Origin of the sequence: Desulfitibacter sp. BRH_c19 (assembly GCA_001515945.1) — a bacterium.
In the GTDB taxonomy this organism is placed as follows: domain Bacteria; phylum Bacillota; class DSM-16504; order Desulfitibacterales; family Desulfitibacteraceae; genus Desulfitibacter.
On sequence record LOER01000017.1, the window covers coordinates 1 to 22,945 of the forward strand.

Genomic DNA, 22,945 nt, shown 5'->3' on the forward strand with positions numbered 1-22,945 from the left:
CCATATTGATCTCTTCAAAGGAATTTACTTTATCCCTCTGCTGCTCTGCAAAACTTAGTATGGTCCAACTAATAATATTCATTGTTTTTTCAATATCAATATCATCACGAAATTTTGTCAGATCTATATTTTTATAACCCATTTCAGAACCGCTTTTAATGAGATGCTTACCCATTTTATCGATTTCAGATTTAACCTCTACAGCATCCTCATGGGAAGTAGTTTTAAGAAAATCAAATGCTTGTGGAAACTTTTTCATGATTTTAAACTTAACTAATCCTATTTTTTCCATTCTTTTAAAAATATCTGTTTCATTCCAATCCACCTCATCGTAGATTTTATCAATAACCTCAACCACATAATCAAGCAAGAATAAATACAATTGCTTTTTACTATTAAAATAGTTAAATAGCGATCCTTTCGATATATTCGCTTCTCTTATAATCTCGTTTGTAGAAGCCTTTTCATAACCATTTCCTGAAAACTCTTTAAGAGCTGCATTAATAATACGTTCTCGCTTCTCAAGTTCTAAACTGTAAAATTTCGAATAAATGATAGCCACCTCATTTCTTTGTTTAGTATGACGATAGATGACCGTGATGGTCATTTATTATTATATAGCAAATGACCAATCTGGTCAAGATACCACCAGAAACCTACCCCTTCATATTTGCATCTACAACAGCTATTAAAATGAATTTAAACTACATGAGTAAAATTAAAACAATAGCCATGAATAATCCGGCTATAGCTATTCTAGTACTGTATTGATTTTTAGGTTGCAAAAAAATGGCATGTAGTTAAAACATGCACAAAATTGCTGGTTTGTTTATATTAGGTAGTATAAATTGACATATTAGCTAATATTTATTATAATAATAGCTAATATAAATGGTAAGTAGAGGTGATATATATATAATGCGTATTAATACTACTGATTTACAGAATGCTTTTGGGAAATATCTTTCCTTGGTAGAGAAGGAAGATATTATTATTACGAAAAACGGAAAGAGCGTCGCCAAACTCATCCACTATAACGAGCCTGATTATTTTCTTGTTCATGAAGAAACATTAAAATACAAATCGACCAGAAGAATTAGCTATGAAGAATATATGGCTCTGGTTGAATCCTCTGATCAAAGATACGAACTCATTGATGGTGAGATTTATCTATTGGCTTCACCAAGGTTTGATCATCAGGTTGTGGTCAATGAAATTGCATGGCACTTCAACAACTATTTTAAGGGAAAGCCTTGTCGATCCTTAACAGCACCGTTGGATATAAGGCTGTTCGGTTTTGCAACTAAATTCGAGGAAGACCCCAATGTTGTCCAGCCGGATGTGATTGTGATCTGTGATGAAGATAAGGTCAATGAAGATAACAAGTATGAGGGCATACCAGCACTACTTGTCGAAGTCTTGTCTCCCTCAACCAAAGGCAAGGATATGATTACAAAATTAAATCTTTACATGAAAAGCGGTGTTTCAGAATACTGGATTTTAAATCTGGACAGCAAAAGCATTACTCAATACACCTTTTCTCGTGAAAGAGAACTTGAAAGTGTAAAAGACTTTCGAGAAGGAGATACCATACAATCAACAAATTTTAATGGCCTGGATCTCCATTTAAGAGATATTTTTTCTGAAATCTAGTCAATCAACAGTTCACAGTTGAAACTGGGGTTTCTTAACCAAGTCTTTATATAATTTACATATCCAACTCATAGCTTTGTTCAACTAATTCCTTACCCCACAGCTTATTTTCTTGCTCTGCTACTTTCTTAAAACCCCTTTTTATATACATTCCTATTGCCGTTGTTTGGTCTTCTGTGGTCTCTAGAAATATTTGTTGATAGCCTTTCTCTTTACAGTATCCCATGGCTTCACTTAGAAGTATTCTTCCAAGACCAATCCCCCTGAATGCAGGATGCAGGATGAACCATCTCAACTGAGCTCGTGTGAGTGAATGGCCAACAATTGCAATGGCACCAATCATTTTTCCATTCACTTCTGCAAACCATAATCTATCCTTTTCAGGATTATATTTCTCAAAAAAATCATAAAAGGTCTTACAGACATAGCCCTCAAACATATGATTATATCCGCATTCCTCTGCATAAATCCAACCATGCAGGTGAATTAAATAACCCACATCTCCCGGTCTCAGATCACAACGGATTTTAACACTTTCTCCTGTAAGCACAGATTTCTCTGAGAGAGCATTTTCGATAGTTTTCATGCTCTCTACAACGCTTATTTGATCTTGTTCTGGTAAGGAGCTGATCATTTGATAGATTTGATTATCGGACAGGTCTTCCAGTTTCGATAGGGTATCTTTTCCTTTATCCGTCAGGTAAAGGTAATAAAACCTTCCATCCTCCATGGATTGTGCCCTATATGTAAGGCTATTTTTTTCAAAGCGTTTTATAATCCTGCTTAAATAGCCTGGGTCAATCCTTAGTTCTTCGACTAACCTCTTGGAAGTACAATTCTTCGTATGTCCTATGTCGTATAATATACGAGTTTCCGCGAGTGAAAATTCACTATCCAGCAGATGTTGATCCAGCAATCCTAGAATATTTGTATAGAACCGATTAAATCTACGAACGATATGTATCAAAGGCATATATGCTAAATTCACAATGATACCTCCCTATAATTTGTCATTGCATGACCATTGTAATAAAATTACTTGACAAAGTCAAGTATATTTGTTGTTTCAAATCCCTTCCACCGCAGAAACAAAGAGAAGTTTTTTTGCGTCTATTAATAATGAAAAAGCATACTAACACTAGGAGGTAGCATCTTGAAAAAAATACTTTTAGTAGTACTTATTCTTTTATTAAATGTTTCATTGTTTGGCTGTATGACAACCTCACTTGGGGAAAACGAAGCCCAACCTGAAAAACAACAACAGACTGATGAGATCAATGAAGAGACCGTTGGAATTCTAGTAGAGGAGTTCGGCAGGAAGCTTCAAACAGTTTCGCTTCTAAGTCCAGAGGATATACTGGAAGAGAGTATGCAGAAGAACTATGGTGATTATGTATCCCAAGAGCTTTTGGACAAATGGTTAAGCGATCCTCAAAATGCTCCTGGGAGACTAACTTCAAGTCCATGGCCAGAACGTATAGAAATTCTATCCATAGAAAAAATATTGGAACATATTTATGAAGTAAATGGAGAAATAATAGAAATAACGAGCGTGGAAAAGGAAAGCGATGGGATTGCTGCAAGGAAGTCAATTACCCTTGTGGTAGAGAAAATCGGGGATCGTTGGCTTATAGCCAGCGCTAACCTTGATGATTATGAGGATAGAGACCAAATAGTGTATAGTAATAGCCAATATGGTTTTAATTTCTCTTTACCCAAGAGTTGGAAAGACTATTCCATTGTAACTGACAAATGGGAAGGCTTGGCACTCGGAGGTTCACAAGATAATGAAATTATTGAAACTGGTCCCACGATTTCCATCAGACACCCACAATGGGCTTCGGAAAATCAGCGACAAGATATTCCCATCATGGTCTTTACACTTACCCAATGGGATGCTCTACAGCAGGAGGAATTCCATATTGGTGCAGCACCTATCGGACCAAAAGAACTTGACCGTAACACTAGATTTGTTTTTGCCCTTCCTGCGCGTTACAACTATTCATTTCCAACAGGATATGAAGAAGTAGAAGATATTCTTAATGACAATCCTCTTCAGCCAATTGAGGAGAACCATTTTAATAATCAATAAAAAGCGTGAGGGAGGCAAAGGACTATCCCTTCGCTTCCCTCTATACTATAGATAGTAATACTACCCATTTACTTCCTTAGGATTATCAAGGTTCAATAAGTATAACTACTCTACCTTTTTATATCACTCGGTCTCCGTCCTTTAAGTCTAACGGCGGATTCTTAATATACCTTTCGCCCGTCTTCAGACCTTCTATTATCTGAATGTCAAAATTTGTTTTAATTCCTGTCTAAACGTATTTCTTAACTGCCTTTTCATTTTCTATTACATACACAAATTCTTTTCCATCATTTTCTTTTTGTAATGCTTTGAGGTTCACAGCCAATATATTGGGGATTTCTATAACTGTTATGTTGATATCAGCTTCATATCCTGCTTTAATCTTATCATCATGGTTGTTAATGGTGATTTCGATTTTTACCTTTACTCTCTCATTGGTCAAATCCATCTTAGCTGCATCATCTATTTTCGATACAGTTCCCGCGTATTCTCCATCCAGCCCCTTAACTTTAATGCTGGCCTTCTGTCCTTGGCTAATCTTCACAGCATCATATTGCCTCGCTTCTATTACAATCTTGTACTCTGAAAGGTCATAAATGATAATGCTGCTGTTCTTCGATGTGGGATACTGGTTTTCTTTTATGTCTAGGCGGACGATTGTACCATCGATATTAGCTTTTATCTCACTCATACTGATCTTATCTTGAACATTCGCAATATCGGCTTTTACCACTTCTACCTGATTCCTCTGGTCTGCAATTTCATATTTAAGGTTGGTATCAAAATCAGCCAACGAATTTTTTGCATTGATCAGTTGAATCTCTGAAAGCTCCACCTGACTCTGCAGATCATTCATGTGTTTCTCAATACTGTTAAATTCCTCATTTGAAATAGCACCATTTTCAAATAAAATTTCGCTTTTCTCAAATTTTCCTTTTTCATCCATATAGCTGGCTATGGCATTTTCAAGTTTGATCGCTGTCTGCTTAATTTCATTCTCAAATGTTTTCTTATCATTCAATGCAACTTTATTTTGAAGCTTTTCCAAATTCCTGCTAAGCAGTTCAAAATTAAGCCTATGCTTACTAAGTTGGTACTCAAGGTCTGTCGTATCAACTGTAACGATAGGATCATTTTTCTTTATTTCTTGGCCTTCGACGGCATGAATTACTTTTACCTTCTGCTGCGTAGAGAGTATTATCTCCTCCAAATTCTTTGCTTCTACGTTGCCGGTAACAGAGATGCCCTGAGATAAACTTCGAGTTTGTAGAATTTCTGCTTCTACCTCTTTAACGGTGTTTTTGTTGGGAGTAAAATTCCAAACCATGACAATTGCTAAGACTAACACAACTGCCAGGATAATTCTCTTTTTTTTATTCTTCATTTTCTAATCCTCCCCACTATTCAGCTTTACGTTTTGACATACTTAAATTCGGGTTAATTTAATTAAGTTCTATTTTTTCTATCAGACCATCCTTCAACCATATGACTCTATGCACATAATTTTTATCCTCTGGCTCATGAGTAATCAGAACAATCGTTTGACGTAGTTCTTTATTCAACTTCTTGAAGAGTTCCAATACCATATTAGCTGAAACACTATCAAGGTTTGCAGTTGGCTCGTCTGCAAAGACTATTTTAGGCTTATTAATCAACGCTCTGGCAATAGCGAGACGTTGTTGTTCCCCTCCGGACAATTCATTTGGATAATGGTGTATACGATGCTTCAAGCCAACAATTTCAAGGAGCTCTGAGGCACGTTTCTTATATTGCTCAGAATTATTTCCAGAAGCCATGGACGGTAGACACACATTTTCCAGGGCGTTTAATTCATAAACTAGTGCATACTCTTGAAAAACGTATCCCAGGTTTCGAAGCCGAAATTCTGTTTTCTTAGCATCGGATAAGCCTAGTACATCTGTTCCGTCAATAAGAATTCTACCTTCACTTGGTGTATCAATAAGTCCCATTTGATTTAGCATTGTTGATTTACCCGAGCCACTCCGTCCCATAATTGCTACAAACTCTCCCTCGGTTATTTCAAATGAAACACCTTTCAGTGCCTGGATAGGAACTTTACCAGGGTAAGTCTTCTTAAGATTCTCTACTATAATCACTGTAAATTTAACCTCCCCGAATTGATTGAAGAATATCTTGTCTTGCAACTCTGGATGAAGGGACAGCCCCTGCTAAAATTGATGCCAGAAATATACTTGCAATGCTCAAGATAATTCTCAATACACTTAATGATATACCAACATTTCCCATGGGTAATTCGACTGGGTACGCCTTAAGAAGTGGAACCAGCAGCAAAAACACCAATACAGTTCCTATGATTGATCCACAAATAGCGTAGAAGAGTGATTGGAAAACATAGGATTGAACGATAATTCGATGTTTTATGCCAATAGCTTTAAGTACTCCTATCTGTCGGCGTTTGTTAAGGGCATTTACATATATGAGGACGAAAATAGTGATTGCTGCTACAATAACGCTGACAAAACTTATAACTAATGAAATCCCGTTAAACACAGCGATAATTGCCGCACTAGCACCTAGAAGTTCGGTATATTTCCTTACTTTCAGGTTGGGATTAATATTTTTAACTTGAGTAAGGTAATTATCTATAGTATCCTGCTTAAGGTCTACCTTAACCAATATATCTGATGCTTCATTATCCAGGTAAAGTACAGATTCCATTTCCTTAGAGGAAACAAACCCTATGCCGGAGAAAAATCCAACCTGATAAATACCTTTTACAATGTAGGTTCGTTTAACTCCGTTATAATAGCTTATCTTTACTTCATCACCTACTTTAACCCCACCTAAATCATTACCCGTTGGCTCACCAAAACCACCTGCTACATCTGCACCCAGAACAATTTCATTCTCCTGAAGCACATCGGGGTATTCTCCCGCAACCAAATGGTCGGCAATAGTGAGTACTTTTTTATCTTCTTGAGGATCAATCCCAAACATTCTTACCGAGACACTTTTAGAGTTTCCACTTTTATTTTTGTCATAGGAAATGGAACCACCGGAGATATAGCGACTAGATGTAGCTAAAACTCCAGGAATTCTCTCGATTTCTGAACGCAGTTCATCTTGGTTGTCGATGAATTCTTTCTGTATAGGCTCCTCTTGAGGTGTTATAACGATATGGGATGTCTCTGTATCAACCACCAGCTGCTCTGTTGTTTCAGCTAAGCCTCCTAATAATCCTGATATAAACATCAAGTTTAAGAAACTTATGGATAAAATAAAAATTAAAAGGGCTGATGTTAATTTGCTGCCTCTTGTAATGGATTTATAAGCAATAAATACTGCTGTCTTTAGATCATTCATTTCACTTTGCCTCCGTTCCCATTCCTATACTTCACATTGAGGTTAACTGCAGCAACTCAATTGGATTTTTAATCCTCTGGATGTCATTAATATCATTAATTTTGAGTTGCTGCAATGAAATTTTTTACATATAAGGTCAATACATTTTCTATTTTAAACTTTATGTCTATCGGCCTTTTCTAACAGAAATACTACCAGAAGATGTCCTCAAGTCTATTAATTCTGTTGGATTTTTGCCTACAGTTCCCGCTATTTCCTTATTGTTGCGGCTACTGTGCGTAATTCGTACAGGAAACTCATTGCTATATTGGCCCGATGATACCCTGCTATGGATTTTAAACTCACTATCCTCAGGTAAAAACACATTAATATTTCCTGAGCTAGCTCGGGCATGAAAGTTGCCAATCATATCAAATTCTATTTGGGAACTGCCAGATGACGAGTGGAGATTTTGATTGCCCACAAATTCCTTAATTATGATTTTTCCCGAAGAACTACGGACGGTAGTTTCGTCGCTGGTTAGTCTGCTCACAGTAATTGCCCCAGATGAACTAGAAATTGCGCTCAAACTTGCCCCTGTCTGGTCAACATTAATATTTCCGGAACTACTGCTTAGAGTTATTCTATTGAGTTCCAGATCTCTAACAATTATTGAGCCTGATGAACTATTGACTGACAAAGCATGATAATAGTCTTCAGGAACATAAATGGTTAAGTGTGATTCAGAACGTCCTGTGAAATTGGACCAACGCTGTATGAAATTGAACAATGAGTTGATAATATTACCTTCAAGACTGATCAATAAAGTATTGCTCTTTTCCTTTATAGTAAGTTTTCTAGCTTTTTGGTTTGTTTTGCCTGGATTTTCATAATAAACTGCTTCCAGATAATCGCTGTTTGTGGGAATAATCTCAACTTCAGTTAAAGATGTTTTTATGCTAATATTTTCAATATCCGATAACCAGTGTTTCTCTTTTTGATTCAAATCATCTTGAGAGTCTGCCAAAATAATTAAGGTAATTGAAAATGTTATTAACATCAATACAGTAATCAAGCCTATTCCATACTTAATGTTTTTCGTGTACATACAAATTTGCCTCCTGAAGAGTTTTTTCACTTTTTCCTGTTTTAATATTTCTTTCTAAGCACAGCCTACACATTTGTGATTATTCTATTTGCTAGCAGGAAAGAAATTGCTAAATGATTTAATCCGAATATTTCTCCATCTCCATCAAACTTATTCAGGGTTATTATGTTTTTCGGCGATCAGTTTCCGTAAGGATTAGAAATAAGAATAACCCAATCCCTCCTAAAGAAAACACCATTAATGATGCTATTGCTTTATACATTTCATCAGTAGAAAAATGTGTAACAAAAGCTGTAAACAGTCCAAATAGCAACAGTCCTATTGATAATCCATAGAGTGCGGCTCTAATCTTGTTCATTGAATATTTTCTCTGAGTTTCTCTTGTCAATATGCTGTAAGTGATTAAAGCACCACCGGCAACGATGAATATTCCGGGACCAGCTACACCTTCTCCGGATAAAGCAGCTTCTCCTGATGAGTTCATGAAAAACAGCATAATCACAGTAAACATTCCAAATAATGATAGCAACGCTCCGGCAATGATTCCGGCCGTTGAAATCCGAGATGTCATTGTAGAGTAAATCGCTTGCCTCGCTTTATCCTGTCCCAGCTTTCGCATATCATCAACCAATCCGCTTAAATCACCCATTGATATTACTGCCTCTTTAAATGCCTGTTCACCTTCCATGCCTCTTGATTTATAATCTCCAATTTTTTCTTTCATGTTAGTCGTAAGCTCTTCCTTTAGATCAAATAATTGTTGACTTGCACCAACTTCAAAGAATAAGTTATCAATATATTTTTTCACTTTATTATCTATAGGATTTTTTTTATTTGTCATCATTAAGACCTCCTTTGATCAATTTATCTAGAATATCCTTTGCAAAGCTCCAATCTTTTTTGTTTTGTTCATAATGTTCTTTTCCCTCTTCAGTAATGCGATAATACTTGCGTCTACCTCCCTGGGTTTCATCACCCCAATAGGAAAGAATATAACCGTCATGCTGTAATCGACGAAAAGCTGTGTACAAGGTGGCTTCCTTTAATTCATACTGGTTGCCACTCAACTCAATAATTTTTTTGTATATATCATATCCATAGCTATCACCTTGGCGAAGTATATTTAAGATGATAGTGTCAGTATTTCCACGGATAAGATCAGTTGAAATTGTGCTACTCACAATTACTCACCTCCTCAAATACATTCTACGCCACATTACTGTGTCTGTCAATGTACTTTGTCAAAAAAATACCCTCCTCCAAATAATTATTAGAAGAGGGTATTTCAATTTCTTTAACAGAATTTTTACCAGCACCCTGGTAATGTAAAATAAAAAGTTGTACCTAAATCTAGCTCGCTTCGAACCCATATCTTTCCTCCATGATCTTCAATAATCTGTTTACAGATTGCAAGCCCAAGTCCGGTACCTCCAAATTGTCTTGACCGAGATTTCTCTCTATATATCTTTTTGCATTGCTTATAATATTTTCAACCACTTCTGAAATACGGTTACTATCAGCTTTAATCGGTAAAGACGGAAATGGTCTATCTACTGATAATGTTATTGTATTATCCTAAATTCCATTTCAAGAGGATTTACGATTTTCTCTAGCATTTCCCTCTAAAGGCCGCTGGAAAGTTAAAGTCGGTTCTGGATCTTATTTTGACCCAGAACCGACTATTTCTATTTACACACTATGTTAGAATTGTTGTTGTCATATTGCTCCTAGTAAAGTCTTCAAAACCGTCCTGATCTAATAATTGAATAAATCAACCAAAAGAACAATATAAAGGAAGAAATAAAGGCAATTTCTAAAACCGGTATTTGCCAGAAAAATTCACTACCTCCCCTGCCAATAGCAGAAGCAATAATTAATCCTGCCATTACCAAGCTGAAGGATAATAACACTATACTAAAAGACAATTTATTGGCAATCCTGTCTATATATGCAAATATTCTACCCAGATTTTGGAGTTCGAACTTTATAGTAATGTCATCGTCTATTGCTTTATCCAGTATACGATCTGCTTTTTGGGGAATCTTGGACACAATGTCAAAATAATCTTGAAAATTTTCAGCCCAGTCCTTAGCTAGGTTTTTTGGATTATACTGGTGGGCGATTAGTTTAGCAGCAAAAGGCTCCGCTATTTCAACTACACTAATGCTAGGATCAAGTTCCTTAAGGACTCCTTCTAATATAATAAATGTTTTTGCCATTAATGTCAGTTCAGAAGGTATCTGTACCTTGTGTGTGAATGCAAGCTCTAAAACTTCTGTAATTACTTCTCCTATATTTATCTTGCTAAGTGGTACGCTATAATATAAGCTGATAAGCATATCCATATCTTTTTTCAACTTATCAATATCAGTACCTTTACTTAAAGAACCCATTTCTAAAATAGACTTTACAATTTTAATACTGTCTTTTCGTACTAGCGCTAGAACAAGTTTGATTACCTGTTTTTTTCTCTCGTCAGAAAGGTACCCCATTAACCCAAAATCCATAAAACAAATTTTGTTATCCTTTTGAACAAAAAGGTTCCCTGGATGGGGATCTGCGTGGAAAAAACCATCGAGCAGAATCTGTTTTAGAATTGCCTTTGAAAGGTTTTCAGCTATAGTTCTTTTATTATAACCCAACTCATCAAGGAGCTTAAAATTGCTGAGTTTGATGCCTTCAACATACTCCATTGTTAATATCTTACTACTACTATAATCCCAATAAACTTTAGGTACTTTGATATCTTCTTCTTGCAAAAAGTTTTTATCTAACCGTTCCGCATTACGACCTTCAACTGAATAGTCTAATTCCCGCTTCAGTCCCCAAGTAAACTCCTCAACAATTTCAACAAGATGATAATGTCTGCTTAGAGCAGAACGGCTTTCAGCAAGCCTTGCCAGGTCAAATAAGATCTCTAGATCAACTTCAACAACTGACTCTATGCCTGGCCTTCTAACTTTTACTACACATTCCTTCCCATTTTTTAAACAAGCTCTATGAACTTGTCCAATTGATGCAGCTGCCAGGGATTCCTGGTGAAAACACTCAAAGATTTCTTCGATAGGTGCCCCAAACTCTTCCTCAATATGTTCTTTAACCTCTTCATATGGAAAAGGTGGAATCCTGTCTTGCAACTTCTCAAGTTCCACAATTATGTCTTTAGGGAGCAGGTCAGGCCTGGTACTTAGTATTTGCCCCAATTTAATGAAGGTTGTTCCTAATTCAGTAAGGGCAAGCCTCAATCTTTCCCCTCTGGTTTTCTCAGAATGCTGCTCTTCCTCAGAGGTTTGTTTTATTCGCTGATGGTATGGCAAAATATCTGTTAGGTTAAGTTTATCTAACAGATATCCAAAGCCATGTCTTGCTAAAATATTTGCCACCTGTCTATATCTTTTAAAATGTTTATATCTTCTCTTTATTAACATTTTTAGAACTAATTCCTTCCTCTTACTATATCTTAAGAAAACCTATGGTTCCGTAGAAGGTTATGGTTTTTTCTCCTGTTTCCAAGCGGTTTAATCTTGTGTCATATGGTAAAGTGCCAAGTTTAAACTCTAGGTTAGTTCCAGCTTCAAACTTATCCTTAAATAAGTCCCCTAAGGAGTGCTCATCCACCTTAAAATCCTCCGGTATAAAAAGAAGATTATCATCCTTCAAAGTAAACCTTCCCAATAATGTAAAATCTACCTGGGTACCTAGTATTGTTATCTGGCTTTTAACCCTAGAGATATCTTCCGATAATTCTACTGCTATATTGCTTAATCCATCTATAGGATTAGCTTGAAGGTACTCATTGAGGCGCTTCTCTGTTATTTTGAATTCAACAGTACCAGTTCGGTGCATCTTATAATTAAGGTCATTTTGAAGAACGCCTATTACCCCAACTTTTATTTCGTGTAACTCTATATAGATATCGTTTACAGGTACCATTCCAAAAACAGTTGATGGAGCAAAAATTTCTGCTCTATCAACCTTACCTGTAAGTATTTTTACTGCAGGAAAAGCATATATATTCACTTGAACTTCCTGTAATTTCCACTGTTCTTGAAGTGCATTTTCCATAGCAGTAGCTACAGTACCAGGCAAGAAAAACTGGGCAATTATGATAAGCAAAAGAAGAACAAAAGTTACGCGGAGTATCCATTTCACTTAAACTCCCCCATTTTTCAAAGAAACTAACTATAGGAATTCCCAACACCTACTAAAAATGTCAATTTGTCAAGCCTGACCCCTTGTGGAGATAGGCGGATATAAAAATATCCAAATCTCCATTCATAACTTTTTCCACATTACCAACCTCTACATCTGTTCTGTGGTCTTTTATAAGACTGTAAGGATGAAAAACATATGACCTTATTTGGCTACCCCATCCTATCTCTTGCTGATCTCCCCTTATTTTCAGCATTTCTTCTTCATTTTGCCTCTGCTTTAATTCAAATAATTTCGCTGTTAATATCTTCATAGACGCCATCTTATTTGAATGTTGTGATCTTTCATTCTGACACTGCACCACAATTCCAGTAGGAAGATGTGTTATCCTAACTGCTGAATCAGTTTTATTAACATGCTGCCCACCTGCTCCACCTGCTCGATAGGTATCAATTTTTAATTCAGTAGGATCTATCTCAATTGCCTCTTGATCTGATACTTCAGGAATAACATCTACTGATGCAAAGGAAGTATGTCTTCTTCCAGAAGTATCAAAGGGAGAGATGCGTACTAAACGATGAACTCCCTTTTCTGATTTCATATAACCATAAGCATTTTCACCTGTCACGCCAAATGTAACACTCTTAATTCCAGCTTCGTCACCTGGGAGAAAGTCTAGTATCTCTACACTAAATCCAGTCTTTTCCGCCCAACGCGTATACATCCTGTAGAGCATTTCAGCCCAATCTTGGGATTCAGTACCACCAGCCCCTGGATGAAGAGAAACAATGGCATTGTTCCTATCGAAAGGTTCATTTAATAAAACCTCTATCTGAAGACTTTCAATTTTATCTTCAACATAGGTAAGTTTACTTTCAATTTCTTTTAATAGTGATGTGTCATCCTCTTCTTCGCAAAGCTGACACATTACTTCTATTTCTTCTAGAACTGTGTCCATCTCCTGAATTTGCTGGATTCTTTCCTTAAGCCCATTAAGCTGCTTCATAATTTCTTGAGCTTTTTGCTGATCATCCCAAAAGTCCTGCTGATTAATTTGTTTTTCTAGTTTTTGGACAGATTCCTTTTTGCTACCCAGGTCAAAGAGACACCCTCAATTCCTCAAACTCTTTTACAATCTTACTTAGTCTTGCCCGTAATTCCGTAAACATAGTTTAACCCCCAGTTACATTTTAACTTCTAGATAACACTCATAAGAAAATGGTATAATGAAGCGAACCATTAATTGAGTTTGTGCAATTGTTGGTTTATGGCGGTAAAAAAGGCGTTTATGCTTTGCTTGTCTGAGCGAAGCGAGTTTGCAAAGCATAGGCTTTTTTGCCAGAATAAACCTTAGAGTTGCTAGAACTCAATTCCGGGTGAGCGAAATTATATCATTTTCTAATTCCCGCAGCACTTCTTATGCTTTTTACCACTACCACAAGGACATGGATCATTTCTACCAACTCTTTTTTCAACTTTAACAGGCTTTTTCTCAGCTTGTTCTTCAGTATATTTATTCTCTGATACTTGCCGTGGTTGTTCAGATTTTTTGACAACATTTATTCTATAAATATAACGTACTACGTCATCTTCAATACTGTCAACCATTGCAGTAAACATAAAGTGTCCTTCTTTGGTGTATGCAACCAGCGGATTCTGCTGCCCATATGCCCTTAATCCTATACCCTGTCTTAATTGGTCCATGGATTCTAAGTGATCCATCCATTTCTGATCAACTACTTTTAAGAGTACATACTTTTCTATGTCTTTAAATAGTTCTTCACCAACTTCTTGCTGTCTTTTGGTGAAATTCTCTAAAGCTAATTCATGAAACATTTCCCTTAGTTCATCACTTTCCAGCCTAGCAAGATCTTCCGTTGTTAATTTATTGTTCATAAGGAATTGCTGTCCTGAATAGTCAAGTAAACTCTTTAAATCCCACTCCTCTGGATAGGGACTTCCCCCAGCATACATATCAATTGTTTTATCCACGACACTTTCAATCATGCCCAGAATAGTCTCATGAACATTTTCTCCATTTAAAGCCTTTAACCTTTCAGAGTAAATAACCTCTCTTTGATGGTTTAGCACATCATCATATTCTAAAACATGTTTACGAATATCAAAGTTTCTGCCTTCTACTCTTTTCTGTGCATTTTCTATGGATTTTGTTATTAAAGGATGATCTATTGGAGTAGTATCATCCATTCCTAGCTTATCCATAATTCCACTCAAACTATCAGAACCAAAGAGTCTCATAAGATCATCTTCCATGGAAGCATAGAACCTACTTGAGCCAGGGTCCCCTTGACGTCCAGCTCTACCTCTTAACTGGTTATCTATCCTACGACTCTCATGTCTTTCAGTACCTATAATATGGAGACCTCCAACACTTTGTATACCTTCACCCAATACAATATCTGTACCTCTACCAGCCATATTGGTAGCTATTGTCACAGCATTTCTCTGTCCAGCTTTCGCAATGATTTCAGCTTCCCTTTCATGGTGCTTAGCATTTAACACTTCATGGGAAATTCCCTTTTGAGAAAGCAGCTTTGATACCAATTCTGATTTTTCAATGGAAATAGTTCCAACCAGTACAGGCTGCCCTTTTTTATTTCTTTCTGCTATTTCTTCCGCAACCGCCTCATACTTCCCCATTTCAGTCCTATAGATTTTATCAGATTTATCCTCTCGAATCATGGGCTTATTAGTTGGAATTTCAATCACATTTAAGCTGTATATTTTAACAAATTCAGGTTCTTCAGTTAGGGCTGTACCTGTCATGCCTGCAAGCTTGTTATACATCCTGAAATAGTTCTGGAAGGTGATAGAAGCTAGGGTCTGGGATTCGTTTTCTATTTTAACACCTTCCTTTGCCTCAATGGCCTGATGCAAACCTTCGCTGTAACGTCTACCAAACATTAATCGACCAGTAAACTCATCTACAATCACCACTTGACCTTCTTTAACCACATAGTCTCTATCTCTTTTCATAAGACCATGGGCTCTTAAACCTTGGTTTACATGATGACTTACTTCCATATTATCAGCAAGGTTTTCTATACCAAGCATCTTTTCTACTCGTTCTGTCCCCTCTTCAGTAAGGGTAACAACCCTTGCCTTTTCATCTACTATATAGTCTTCAGTTTTCTTTAAATTAGGAATAAGCTTTGCAATTGTATAATACAACTGCGTTGGCTTGTCTGTCTGGCCGGATATAATTAGAGGGGTCCTTGCCTCATCGATTAAAATACTATCAACCTCATCAACGATCGCATAATTAAGCTCCCTTTGAACTAGTTGATCAATGCTTATTGCCATATTATCTCTAAGATAATCAAAACCAAATTCATTATTAGTCCCATAGGTAATATCAGAACCATATGCTTCTCTTCTTTGTTCTGAATTTAAACCATGAACTATTAATCCTACATTCAGTCCTAGGAAGCTATATACTTCTCCCATCCATTCACTATCACGAGTAGCTAAATAATCATTAACTGTAACAATGTGGACGCCCTTTCCTGCTAAGGCATTAAGGTATGCCGGTAAGGTAGCTACTAATGTTTTACCTTCACCAGTTTTCATTTCTGAAATGTTACCCTGATGCAATACGATTCCACCCATTAACTGAACATCAAAATGTCTCATTTTTAGGACACGCCATGATGCTTCTCTAACAACAGCAAAAGCTTCTGGAAGAATGGCTTCCAAACTCTCTCCATTTTCTACTCTAGTTTTAAATTCAGGTGTCTTTCCTTGAAGTTCAGAATCACTAAGTTTTTTGATGTCTGCTTCAAAACCATTTATTAAATCCACAGTTTTTTGCATTTTTTTTATTTGTTTACTATTATCATCCATTAAATTCTTAAAGAATTTCAGCATAATATGCACTCCTCAAGGTTTACTATTCAATATTAATCATTCTAATATAGTTTATCACTGAGTTCCATTTATTTCAACTTATCTTATAAGGAATGCCTGGCAAGGATTGGTTTTTGTTGAAAGTAGGCATTAAATAGAAAGAGAGGGTTTAATTTCCCCTCTCTATGCTATAAATATGCTATCTAAATGGTTTACCTGCTTATATTTTACCAAACATATGTTCTTTTAGAAAGTGTTGCCTGTGTATTAGTGATAATTTTTTTTGGTTTATTCACTTTGTCCAGCGAATTGGCAATTCATCTCCACCTTACGTTTTACTTATAAGATGGAGACTTCTTGCCTAGGTCGGTTAAAATTCTGGCTCAATCAAACCATAATTTCCATCTTTTCTTTTGTAAACTACATTTACTTCTTCAGTATCAGCATTAGAAAAAACAAAAAAGCTATGTCCAATTAAATTCATCTGCATAATTGCCTCATCAGTTACCATTGGTTTGAACGCAAACTTTTTGGTTCTCACAAGTTTTGGTACTTCTTCTTCAGTTATTTCACTTAGTGGAGACATTTCCTTGATACTAGAATCTCTCATTTTCTTAGAAATTCGAGTTTTGTACTTTTCGATTTGCTTCTCAAGCTTGTCTAAAACCATATCGATTGATGCGTACATATCCCCAGTTTCTTCTTCACCTCTAAGAAGATATCCATTGAGCGGCATGGTAACCTCAATTCTATGTCGGTCTTTTTCAACTGTAAGTGTTACTTGGGCTTCTTGAGTAGTGTCAAAAAATTTCCCCAACTTACCAATACGTCTTTCAACATGATCCTTTAAAGCTGGAGTAACCTGAACGTTTTTGCCCCTAACATTAATATTCATAACACCCGCTCCTTTCTCTTTTTAATTATATTCAATTTTTAAACAAGATAATCCTCTTTTGAAAGTATTTTTCCATAGTTTCTTCAATAATATGCCTATTTATGGTAATAATTGTCGAGAAAAGTTTATATTTCTAAAAGGCTAAATGTATATTTATACAAATAAAGGTATGGATATGTTTCTACAAATTCTTTAGATACCTGCAATCATTAGCATCTTATGTCGAACTAACTTAGTAAATAGCGAATATGGATGATAGGCCTGTGGACAATGTGGATAAAGATGTTAATAACTTGTATTACAAAGGGTCTAGCTGGGGAAAACGATAAATGGCCATCTATATGCTCCAAAAAGTATGCATATTTATTACATAATGCCACAACCTGTTGCAAATGTTATCACATAAACCTTTTTTATTCCTGCTTTTTGTAATTCACGACAACATACTGATGCTGTGATTCCTGTAGTATAAACATCATCTACTAGAATTACACTTTCAAAATTTACCTTCTCTTTGTACTTAAAAACTCCTGTAAGGTTTTCAAGACGTTCCTCTCTAGTTAGCTTAGCCATGGGCTCAGTATTGATAACCTTGTCTAAAAGGCTATTAACAGAAATTTTTAAATAACTCCCAATTTCTCTTGCTAAAAGTTCAGCTTGGTTATAACCCCTTTCTTCTAAGCGTTGATTGCTTAGAGGTACGAATGTAATAAGACTACAATCCGTGAATTCTTTGGAAGTTAAAATCTCAAGGGCCATCATTCTTCCCATTGGTACTGCCAAACTTTGAAATCCTTGATATTTAAATTTGTGGAGTATTTCTTTTATTAAATCATCATATTGACCTACGGCTTTTGCACTAACAAAAGGAGGTCTTGTTTTTCTACAATCAGCACATATTAAATGACCCTTAATATACTTGCCACAAATTCTACAGGTATTATAATTAATATTCCTTGAGCTTATCCTATATAAGCATTTATTACAAAAAATATTTTCATAAAGTTTGAGGTGTTTATTACAAAAACAGCATTTATTTGCTTCAGGATACAAAACCTTTTTGAGACCTTGCATGGCTTCATGTAACATTTTTTATCCTAAACCTCCCAGTATCAGGCAATCTCTTTAAGTAACCCTTATCTGCTGCTTCCTTATTTATATTTTTTATCCAGGTTATTGCTTGTTTCATAAATGAAGTAGTATAAGCTCCAACAAACCATACCTTACTTTGGGGATTATTAGTCATGCGTCCTGCTCTGCCTGCCATCTGTACTAATGTAGCAGTATCAAAAATATATTGATTTTCTGCAAACAGCACCATGACATTTACCTTCGGCACGTTTATACCTCTCTCCATCAAGGTTGTAGTCACCAAGACGGGAAACTCTCCATTGAGAAAACTCTCCCTCTTTTTGTCCCTTTCAGGATCCTGCGAATGAGTATAATTTACCCAACTTCCACCAAAGTTGTTAAAGGGCGGAAGCTCTAAAGTCCTTTTAAGGATTGCCCCGACTCTTTCAGACAGAAAAATTGTAGGTACAAATATGAGTACCTGAGAAAACTCCCCCTCAACGCTTTGATGAAGAAATTCAATGGCCTTTTCCGGGATAACTAATTTATCATCCTTTACCTTTAATGACTTATCTATAACAAGCTCAGGTACAGGCAAAGGATACCCATGATGTCTTGCAGGAATTGTAACAATCTGAATATGATTTTTGTTCATTTTTAATAGATACTCTGGTGGTGTAGCAGTCATATATACTATTTTACCCTTTGGATGTAAGGCTCTATTTAGAGCATTGTACAACATAGCACTTCCATGGTATGGGAAAGCGTCTACTTCATCTAAAACTACAAGATGGAATGCCTCATAAAATCTTAAAACCTGGTGAGTTGTAGCCAGCACCAAATCAGCCTTTTTAAACCTTTCGCTACTTCCTCCATAAAGGGCCGCAATTTCTACTCCGCTAAAGCACTTTTTGACTCTCTTTTCAATATCAATTATCGTATCCTTTCTCGGTACCGCAAACAAAACTTTATAGCCCTTTGTTAACACATCGGCTATAGCAGGAAATGACACCTCAGTTTTTCCTGCACCACAAGCAGCCCAGACCAGGCACTTACGAAACTGGCTATTTTTAGTGAATTTCCATACACCTACTGCTGCATCCTTCTGAACAGCTGTAAGCTCAAAATCAAATCGTATGTCTACCTGTTTAGGATTTGATTTGCCTAAGTAAGGAAAACCATACAATGGTTTACATTCTCTGGATTCTCCCATGGAAATACAATTTTCACAATAGCAACATTCATTTGAACCGCAATCCAGGCAATACGATTGTTTAATATTTTCACTACTACCACATCTAAAGCATTGCATCTGCCCTTTTTTCCCATAACCAACTCCCGGAAAAACTTGTGCCTTACCCTGAAGATAAAGGAGCTGAAACAAGTCTTCTAATGGACTTTCTACATTAATTTGGCAGTAATTTAGAAAAGAATCAGCTTCATCAGATAAAAGGTACCTTCCTTCAACAGATGTCTGTATCTTATGTGCTTCTTTTCTTTTTTCTAATATTTTAATCCTTTTTATCTGACTATCTGAGCATGTTATTAACTGGGGCTCATCAAATTCCTCTAGGCCCAGCTTTTTAAGATTATTTTGAACTAATTCAAATTTTTCCCGTAGTTGGTTTCCATGGGAGGGTGTAAAGGGTATCTTGCCTGCAAAATATCTTGCAATACTCTTTAACGATGAATTGTTAGTCCGATTAAAAACCGTGCCTCTTATCTCTTCTTGAGTAGAAACTGAATTTAAAACTAGGCATGCTTGTCCAAGAAGTAACAACGGAGTTAATATCCATAATTGCTGACATTCCCAAGTATCCATATGGTAGTTTAAATCTAATACAGGGTCATGTGATACATTCATTAAGTATTTATCCTTATTCCATGCAATATATACCATATAACGCATTCCCATGGTTACCACCCCAGTACAAAAAAGATTTCAAAATATTAGATAGGACAAAGTTTAGGACATTCCTCGACCCTAAGAAATAAGATTTTGATTTTTGAAGGTGTTATTCTGACTTCTGAATTCCGACTTCTGACTTCTGAAATAGAGGTGTGTCCCCTTTCATTAATATTCTTGATTTGTTAAATCTTTCCTTCAATGAAAGCTAGTATTATATGTAGATGAATGTCGTATTCTCTTCATCTCTGTATTAGCCTTAAAATATGTTGTATCTTTAGTTAAGACTAGCAAATTATATTTTTTTGAAATATCAAGTTCTTGTAGGATTTCATTTTTATCAAACTGCTTTTGAGTTCTGCTTAACAATGGAAAGATATATTTCAATGACAACCTTTTAAGAATTTCATATGTCTGGTCCTGAGAGTGCATATCTACAACAACTATCTGATAATTCCCCATCTTTTTTACAAAGCAAAGGGCTTCCCTTAATACTCCTTCGCAAACATTTGCACAATTATCTGTTGTTATAAGAAGAATATATTCATAGTGCTCAAAGCCTATTTTATTAAAATACACTATTATTAGCAATAATGAAACTAACCAAATGGTTGAAATTACCAAAATATATACTTCCATTGTATCCCTCCTTTGGTGGTGTATCATACGCACCGGGATACCCAATGGTTACACTTGCCAAGCTTTCTAATTGAAGTAAGATCTTAATTCAGAGGGAGATTCTACTCCCGCTGAATTTGACGTAGTTCTTAGCTTAGTAAATTGTTTTTTATTTACTAAGGTTAGAAATGCAAATACAAAGTTAGAGCTACGAATGAATGGCTTAGTTGGCGTTGTACTCCCACTTGTAGAAGATGGGATACTCGGAGTGAAACTTGTCAACTTGTTGACTTAGTTAAACCTGTGCAGAGCTACGCCAAGTTAGTCAGTTAAAATTAGTGATATTTTTTGGCTTAATTCTTGTATATTTAATTTAAGATTATGGAATTATTGTTACTAAGATTGTAATTAAGATAAAGGTGGTGCTATTTTTTTATGTCAGCAGAAAACTGTATCCGCTGCGGAGCTTCCTTAACGCTACAAGATGAACTTGAACTGGCACCTGTATCAACACTAAATGGTGACGTATGTGCACGCTGTTATAGAGAAATGTCTGATGAGGAGGTAGAAATGTATATGAATTAACAATAAGAACCTTCTGGATTTAAATTAAAATTCAGAAGGCTCTTGATTTTATTAATTATTAAAAGTCTAGATCTGTTCTAACATACTCTTGAATTTTTCTTAGCTCATCCTTACTTTCTGCTTCTACATAAACTCTGAAAAGAGGCTCAGTACCTGATGCACGTATAAGTACCCAGGAGCCATTTGCCATCCTTATCTTAGTACCATCAACTGTTAATTTTTCAACAACTAACTGACCATTAATTTTGGCAGGTGAGTAATCCTTTACTGCAGCTAAGAAGCCTGGCATTTCTGCAGTAGGAACTCTAATATCTAAACGTTCACTTACGAGCTTGCCGTATTTTTGATACAGTTCTTCCATGAGTTCCCCAAGGTTTTTGCCAGATTGTGCTACCATCTCTATGATCAATAGACAAGCGAGAATTCCATCCTTCTCTGGTACATGCCCTTTAATACTCATACCTCCACTTTCTTCACCACCTAGGATGCAATCCTTTTCCAACAGCAGTTTCCCAATATATTTAAATCCTACTGGAGTCTCATAGATATGTTGCCCATGATACTCGCATATTCTATCTAATAAATGAGTAGTTGCTACTGTTCTTGCAACCGGACCTAACCAACCTCTGTTCTCAATTAAATGATTTAAGAGAAGTGATAAGATTTGGTTTGGACTAAAGTAGGTACCATCACTATCAACAGCTCCAAAACGGTCCGCATCTCCATCTAAAGCCAAACCAAGGGCTGCTCCTGTGTCTTTAACTTTCTCTACAAGTTCATTTAAACTTGAACCCATAGGCTCAGGCATACCTCCACCAAAGAGAACATCTCTACAACCATGAATAGGATTTACACTACAATGACTGTCACATAAAAAATGGTCTAAATAACCTGTTCCAGCCCCAAACATGGAATCAACAACAACCTTTACAGGTGTTTTGTTAATATACTCCCAGTTTATAAGACCATATAGATGCTTTAGGTAATCATCCAAAGGATCTATGTATTCTAAAAGACCCTCTTGTTCAGCTATTTCCTTAGGCTTTATCTTTACAAGTTCAAGGGCTAATACGTTTAGCTGTCTCTCTATTGCATCAGTAATCTCTGGTGTAGCCGGGCCAGCGTAATCAGGAATGAACTTAATACCATTGTATTCAGCAGGATTATGGCTTGCAGTAATCATTAACGCACCAATAGCTCCATATTCCTTTATTGCAAAAGCGGTAGTTGGGGTTGGTGCAGGTTTATTTATTAACATAACAGGTATGTTATTACCAGAAAGAACTTCTGCAGCTTCCATTGCAAACTTATCTGACAGAAACCTTTGATCATAACCAATAATCAATTTGCCTTGCTTTTCACTTTCATTTAAGTAATTTGCAACTGCTTGGACTACTAATCTGAGATTATCAAAGGTAAACTCCCGTGCCATAATGGCTCTCCAGCCATCTGTCCCAAATTTAATGCTATTCATATAAGATAAGACCTCCTTGTTTTCTTGCTTGTTACTACCCAGTAAAAGTTCTAACTTAATATTCCCTTATATATTAAAGTTTATGAGAATAAGGATGAATACATTATATATTTTTCTTCATTTAGCAAAAAATTCCTGCTAGGATAAAAGAAACGATAACCTTTTTAGAAATATTCAAAGAAAAAAGACTTGCAGTTAGA

19 protein-coding genes are annotated in these 22,945 nt (G+C 36.0%); 2 read left to right on the forward strand and 17 right to left on the reverse strand.

The genetic code is table 11. The annotated features are described in order from the left end of the window. On the reverse strand, positions 1 to 607 hold a 607-nt coding region (locus APF76_02470), incomplete at its 3' end, for a TetR family transcriptional regulator (protein KUO52066.1). A gap of 311 nt (positions 608 to 918) precedes the next feature. Here APF76_02470 and APF76_02475 point away from each other — a divergent pair. Beyond that, on the forward strand, positions 919 to 1,653 hold the full coding sequence (locus tag APF76_02475; protein KUO52025.1) for a prevent-host-death protein: 735 nt from the start codon (positions 919 to 921) through the stop codon (positions 1,651 to 1,653). A 55-nt stretch (positions 1,654 to 1,708) separates the two neighbouring features. On the opposite strand, the gene APF76_02480 is transcribed toward APF76_02475, so the two are convergent. Then, positions 1,709 to 2,641 (reverse strand): MarR family transcriptional regulator, encoded by a 933-nt coding sequence (locus APF76_02480; GenBank protein ID KUO52026.1) that lies wholly within the window; start codon positions 2,639 to 2,641, stop codon positions 1,709 to 1,711. A 165-nt stretch (positions 2,642 to 2,806) separates the two neighbouring features. On the opposite strand from APF76_02480, the gene APF76_02485 reads away from it, so the two are divergent. Then, positions 2,807 to 3,745, forward strand: coding sequence for a hypothetical protein (locus APF76_02485; protein KUO52027.1), 939 nt, complete (start codon positions 2,807 to 2,809; stop codon positions 3,743 to 3,745). Between the two features lie 229 nt (positions 3,746 to 3,974). Here the strand turns inward: APF76_02485 and APF76_02490 are convergent, their stop codons facing one another. The 15 genes from APF76_02490 to APF76_02560 all read right to left on the reverse strand — a co-directional run bounded on the left by APF76_02490 (position 3,975) and on the right by APF76_02560 (position 22,745). Then, positions 3,975 to 5,129, reverse strand: a complete 1,155-nt coding sequence (locus tag APF76_02490; protein KUO52028.1) for a hypothetical protein — start codon at positions 5,127 to 5,129, stop codon at positions 3,975 to 3,977. 58 nt (positions 5,130 to 5,187) lie between these two features. Further along, entirely contained in the window at positions 5,188 to 5,862 is a 675-nt protein-coding gene (locus APF76_02495) for an ABC transporter (GenBank protein ID KUO52029.1), read from the reverse strand. Positions 5,863 to 5,869: 7 nt separating this feature from the next. Continuing rightward, the gene (locus APF76_02500; GenBank protein KUO52030.1) at positions 5,870 to 7,090 is read right to left on the reverse strand and encodes a hypothetical protein; all 1,221 of its coding nucleotides are present in this window, start codon (positions 7,088 to 7,090) and stop codon (positions 5,870 to 5,872) included. A gap of 166 nt (positions 7,091 to 7,256) precedes the next feature. Then, the gene (locus APF76_02505) at positions 7,257 to 8,177 is read right to left on the reverse strand and encodes a hypothetical protein (protein KUO52031.1); all 921 of its coding nucleotides are present in this window, start codon (positions 8,175 to 8,177) and stop codon (positions 7,257 to 7,259) included. A gap of 163 nt (positions 8,178 to 8,340) precedes the next feature. Beyond that, positions 8,341 to 9,018 (reverse strand): hypothetical protein, encoded by a 678-nt coding sequence (locus APF76_02510; GenBank protein ID KUO52032.1) that lies wholly within the window; start codon positions 9,016 to 9,018, stop codon positions 8,341 to 8,343. Further along, entirely contained in the window at positions 9,008 to 9,358 is a 351-nt protein-coding gene (locus APF76_02515) for a transcriptional regulator (GenBank protein ID KUO52033.1), read from the reverse strand. The genes APF76_02510 and APF76_02515 overlap by 11 nt, the downstream gene beginning before the upstream one ends. A gap of 558 nt (positions 9,359 to 9,916) precedes the next feature. Beyond that, positions 9,917 to 11,605, reverse strand: a complete 1,689-nt coding sequence (locus APF76_02520) for a hypothetical protein (GenBank protein ID KUO52034.1) — start codon at positions 11,603 to 11,605, stop codon at positions 9,917 to 9,919. A 25-nt stretch (positions 11,606 to 11,630) separates the two neighbouring features. After that, complete coding sequence (locus APF76_02525) at positions 11,631 to 12,329, reverse strand: hypothetical protein (protein KUO52035.1); 699 nt, start codon at positions 12,327 to 12,329, stop codon at positions 11,631 to 11,633. A 61-nt stretch (positions 12,330 to 12,390) separates the two neighbouring features. Continuing rightward, complete coding sequence (locus APF76_02530) at positions 12,391 to 13,335, reverse strand: peptide chain release factor 2 (protein KUO52036.1); 945 nt, start codon at positions 13,333 to 13,335, stop codon at positions 12,391 to 12,393. Between the two features lie 392 nt (positions 13,336 to 13,727). After that, positions 13,728 to 16,214 (reverse strand): preprotein translocase subunit SecA, encoded by a 2,487-nt coding sequence (secA, locus tag APF76_02535; protein KUO52067.1) that lies wholly within the window; start codon positions 16,212 to 16,214, stop codon positions 13,728 to 13,730. Positions 16,215 to 16,566: 352 nt separating this feature from the next. Then, positions 16,567 to 17,091, reverse strand: coding sequence for a hypothetical protein (locus tag APF76_02540; protein KUO52037.1), 525 nt, complete (start codon positions 17,089 to 17,091; stop codon positions 16,567 to 16,569). 366 nt (positions 17,092 to 17,457) lie between these two features. Then, on the reverse strand, positions 17,458 to 18,180 hold the full coding sequence (locus APF76_02545) for a hypothetical protein (GenBank protein ID KUO52038.1): 723 nt from the start codon (positions 18,178 to 18,180) through the stop codon (positions 17,458 to 17,460). Next, the gene (locus APF76_02550; protein KUO52039.1) at positions 18,170 to 20,077 is read right to left on the reverse strand and encodes a hypothetical protein; all 1,908 of its coding nucleotides are present in this window, start codon (positions 20,075 to 20,077) and stop codon (positions 18,170 to 18,172) included. The genes APF76_02545 and APF76_02550 overlap by 11 nt, the downstream gene beginning before the upstream one ends. Before the next feature lie 189 nt (positions 20,078 to 20,266). Then, on the reverse strand, positions 20,267 to 20,707 hold the full coding sequence (locus APF76_02555; protein KUO52040.1) for a hypothetical protein: 441 nt from the start codon (positions 20,705 to 20,707) through the stop codon (positions 20,267 to 20,269). Positions 20,708 to 21,329: 622 nt separating this feature from the next. Then, positions 21,330 to 22,745 carry a phosphoglucomutase gene (locus APF76_02560; protein KUO52041.1) on the reverse strand — a complete coding sequence of 472 codons (1,416 nt, stop codon included), beginning with the start codon at positions 22,743 to 22,745 and terminating at the stop codon, positions 21,330 to 21,332. Between the last annotated feature and the right edge of the window lie 200 nt (positions 22,746 to 22,945).

Excerpts from the sequence above, each read along its gene's own strand:
- APF76_02475 (KUO52025.1), top strand. The coding sequence starts at position 919 with ATGCGTATTAATACTACTGATTTACAGAATGCTTTTGGGAAATATCTT.
- APF76_02490 (KUO52028.1), bottom strand. The coding sequence starts at position 5,129 with ATGAAGAATAAAAAAAAGAGAATTATCCTGGCAGTTGTGTTAGTCTTA.
- APF76_02500 (KUO52030.1), bottom strand. The coding sequence starts at position 7,090 with ATGAATGATCTAAAGACAGCAGTATTTATTGCTTATAAATCCATTACA.
- APF76_02505 (KUO52031.1), bottom strand. The coding sequence starts at position 8,177 with ATGTACACGAAAAACATTAAGTATGGAATAGGCTTGATTACTGTATTG.
- APF76_02510 (KUO52032.1), bottom strand. The coding sequence starts at position 9,018 with ATGACAAATAAAAAAAATCCTATAGATAATAAAGTGAAAAAATATATT.
- APF76_02520 (KUO52034.1), bottom strand. The coding sequence starts at position 11,605 with ATGTTAATAAAGAGAAGATATAAACATTTTAAAAGATATAGACAGGTG.
- APF76_02530 (KUO52036.1), bottom strand. The coding sequence starts at position 13,335 with ATGAAGCAGCTTAATGGGCTTAAGGAAAGAATCCAGCAAATTCAGGAG.
- APF76_02540 (KUO52037.1), bottom strand. The coding sequence starts at position 17,091 with ATGAATATTAATGTTAGGGGCAAAAACGTTCAGGTTACTCCAGCTTTA.
- APF76_02545 (KUO52038.1), bottom strand. The coding sequence starts at position 18,180 with ATGTTACATGAAGCCATGCAAGGTCTCAAAAAGGTTTTGTATCCTGAA.
- APF76_02550 (KUO52039.1), bottom strand. The coding sequence starts at position 20,077 with ATGGGAATGCGTTATATGGTATATATTGCATGGAATAAGGATAAATAC.
- APF76_02555 (KUO52040.1), bottom strand. The coding sequence starts at position 20,707 with ATGGAAGTATATATTTTGGTAATTTCAACCATTTGGTTAGTTTCATTA.
- APF76_02560 (KUO52041.1), bottom strand. The coding sequence starts at position 22,745 with ATGAATAGCATTAAATTTGGGACAGATGGCTGGAGAGCCATTATGGCA.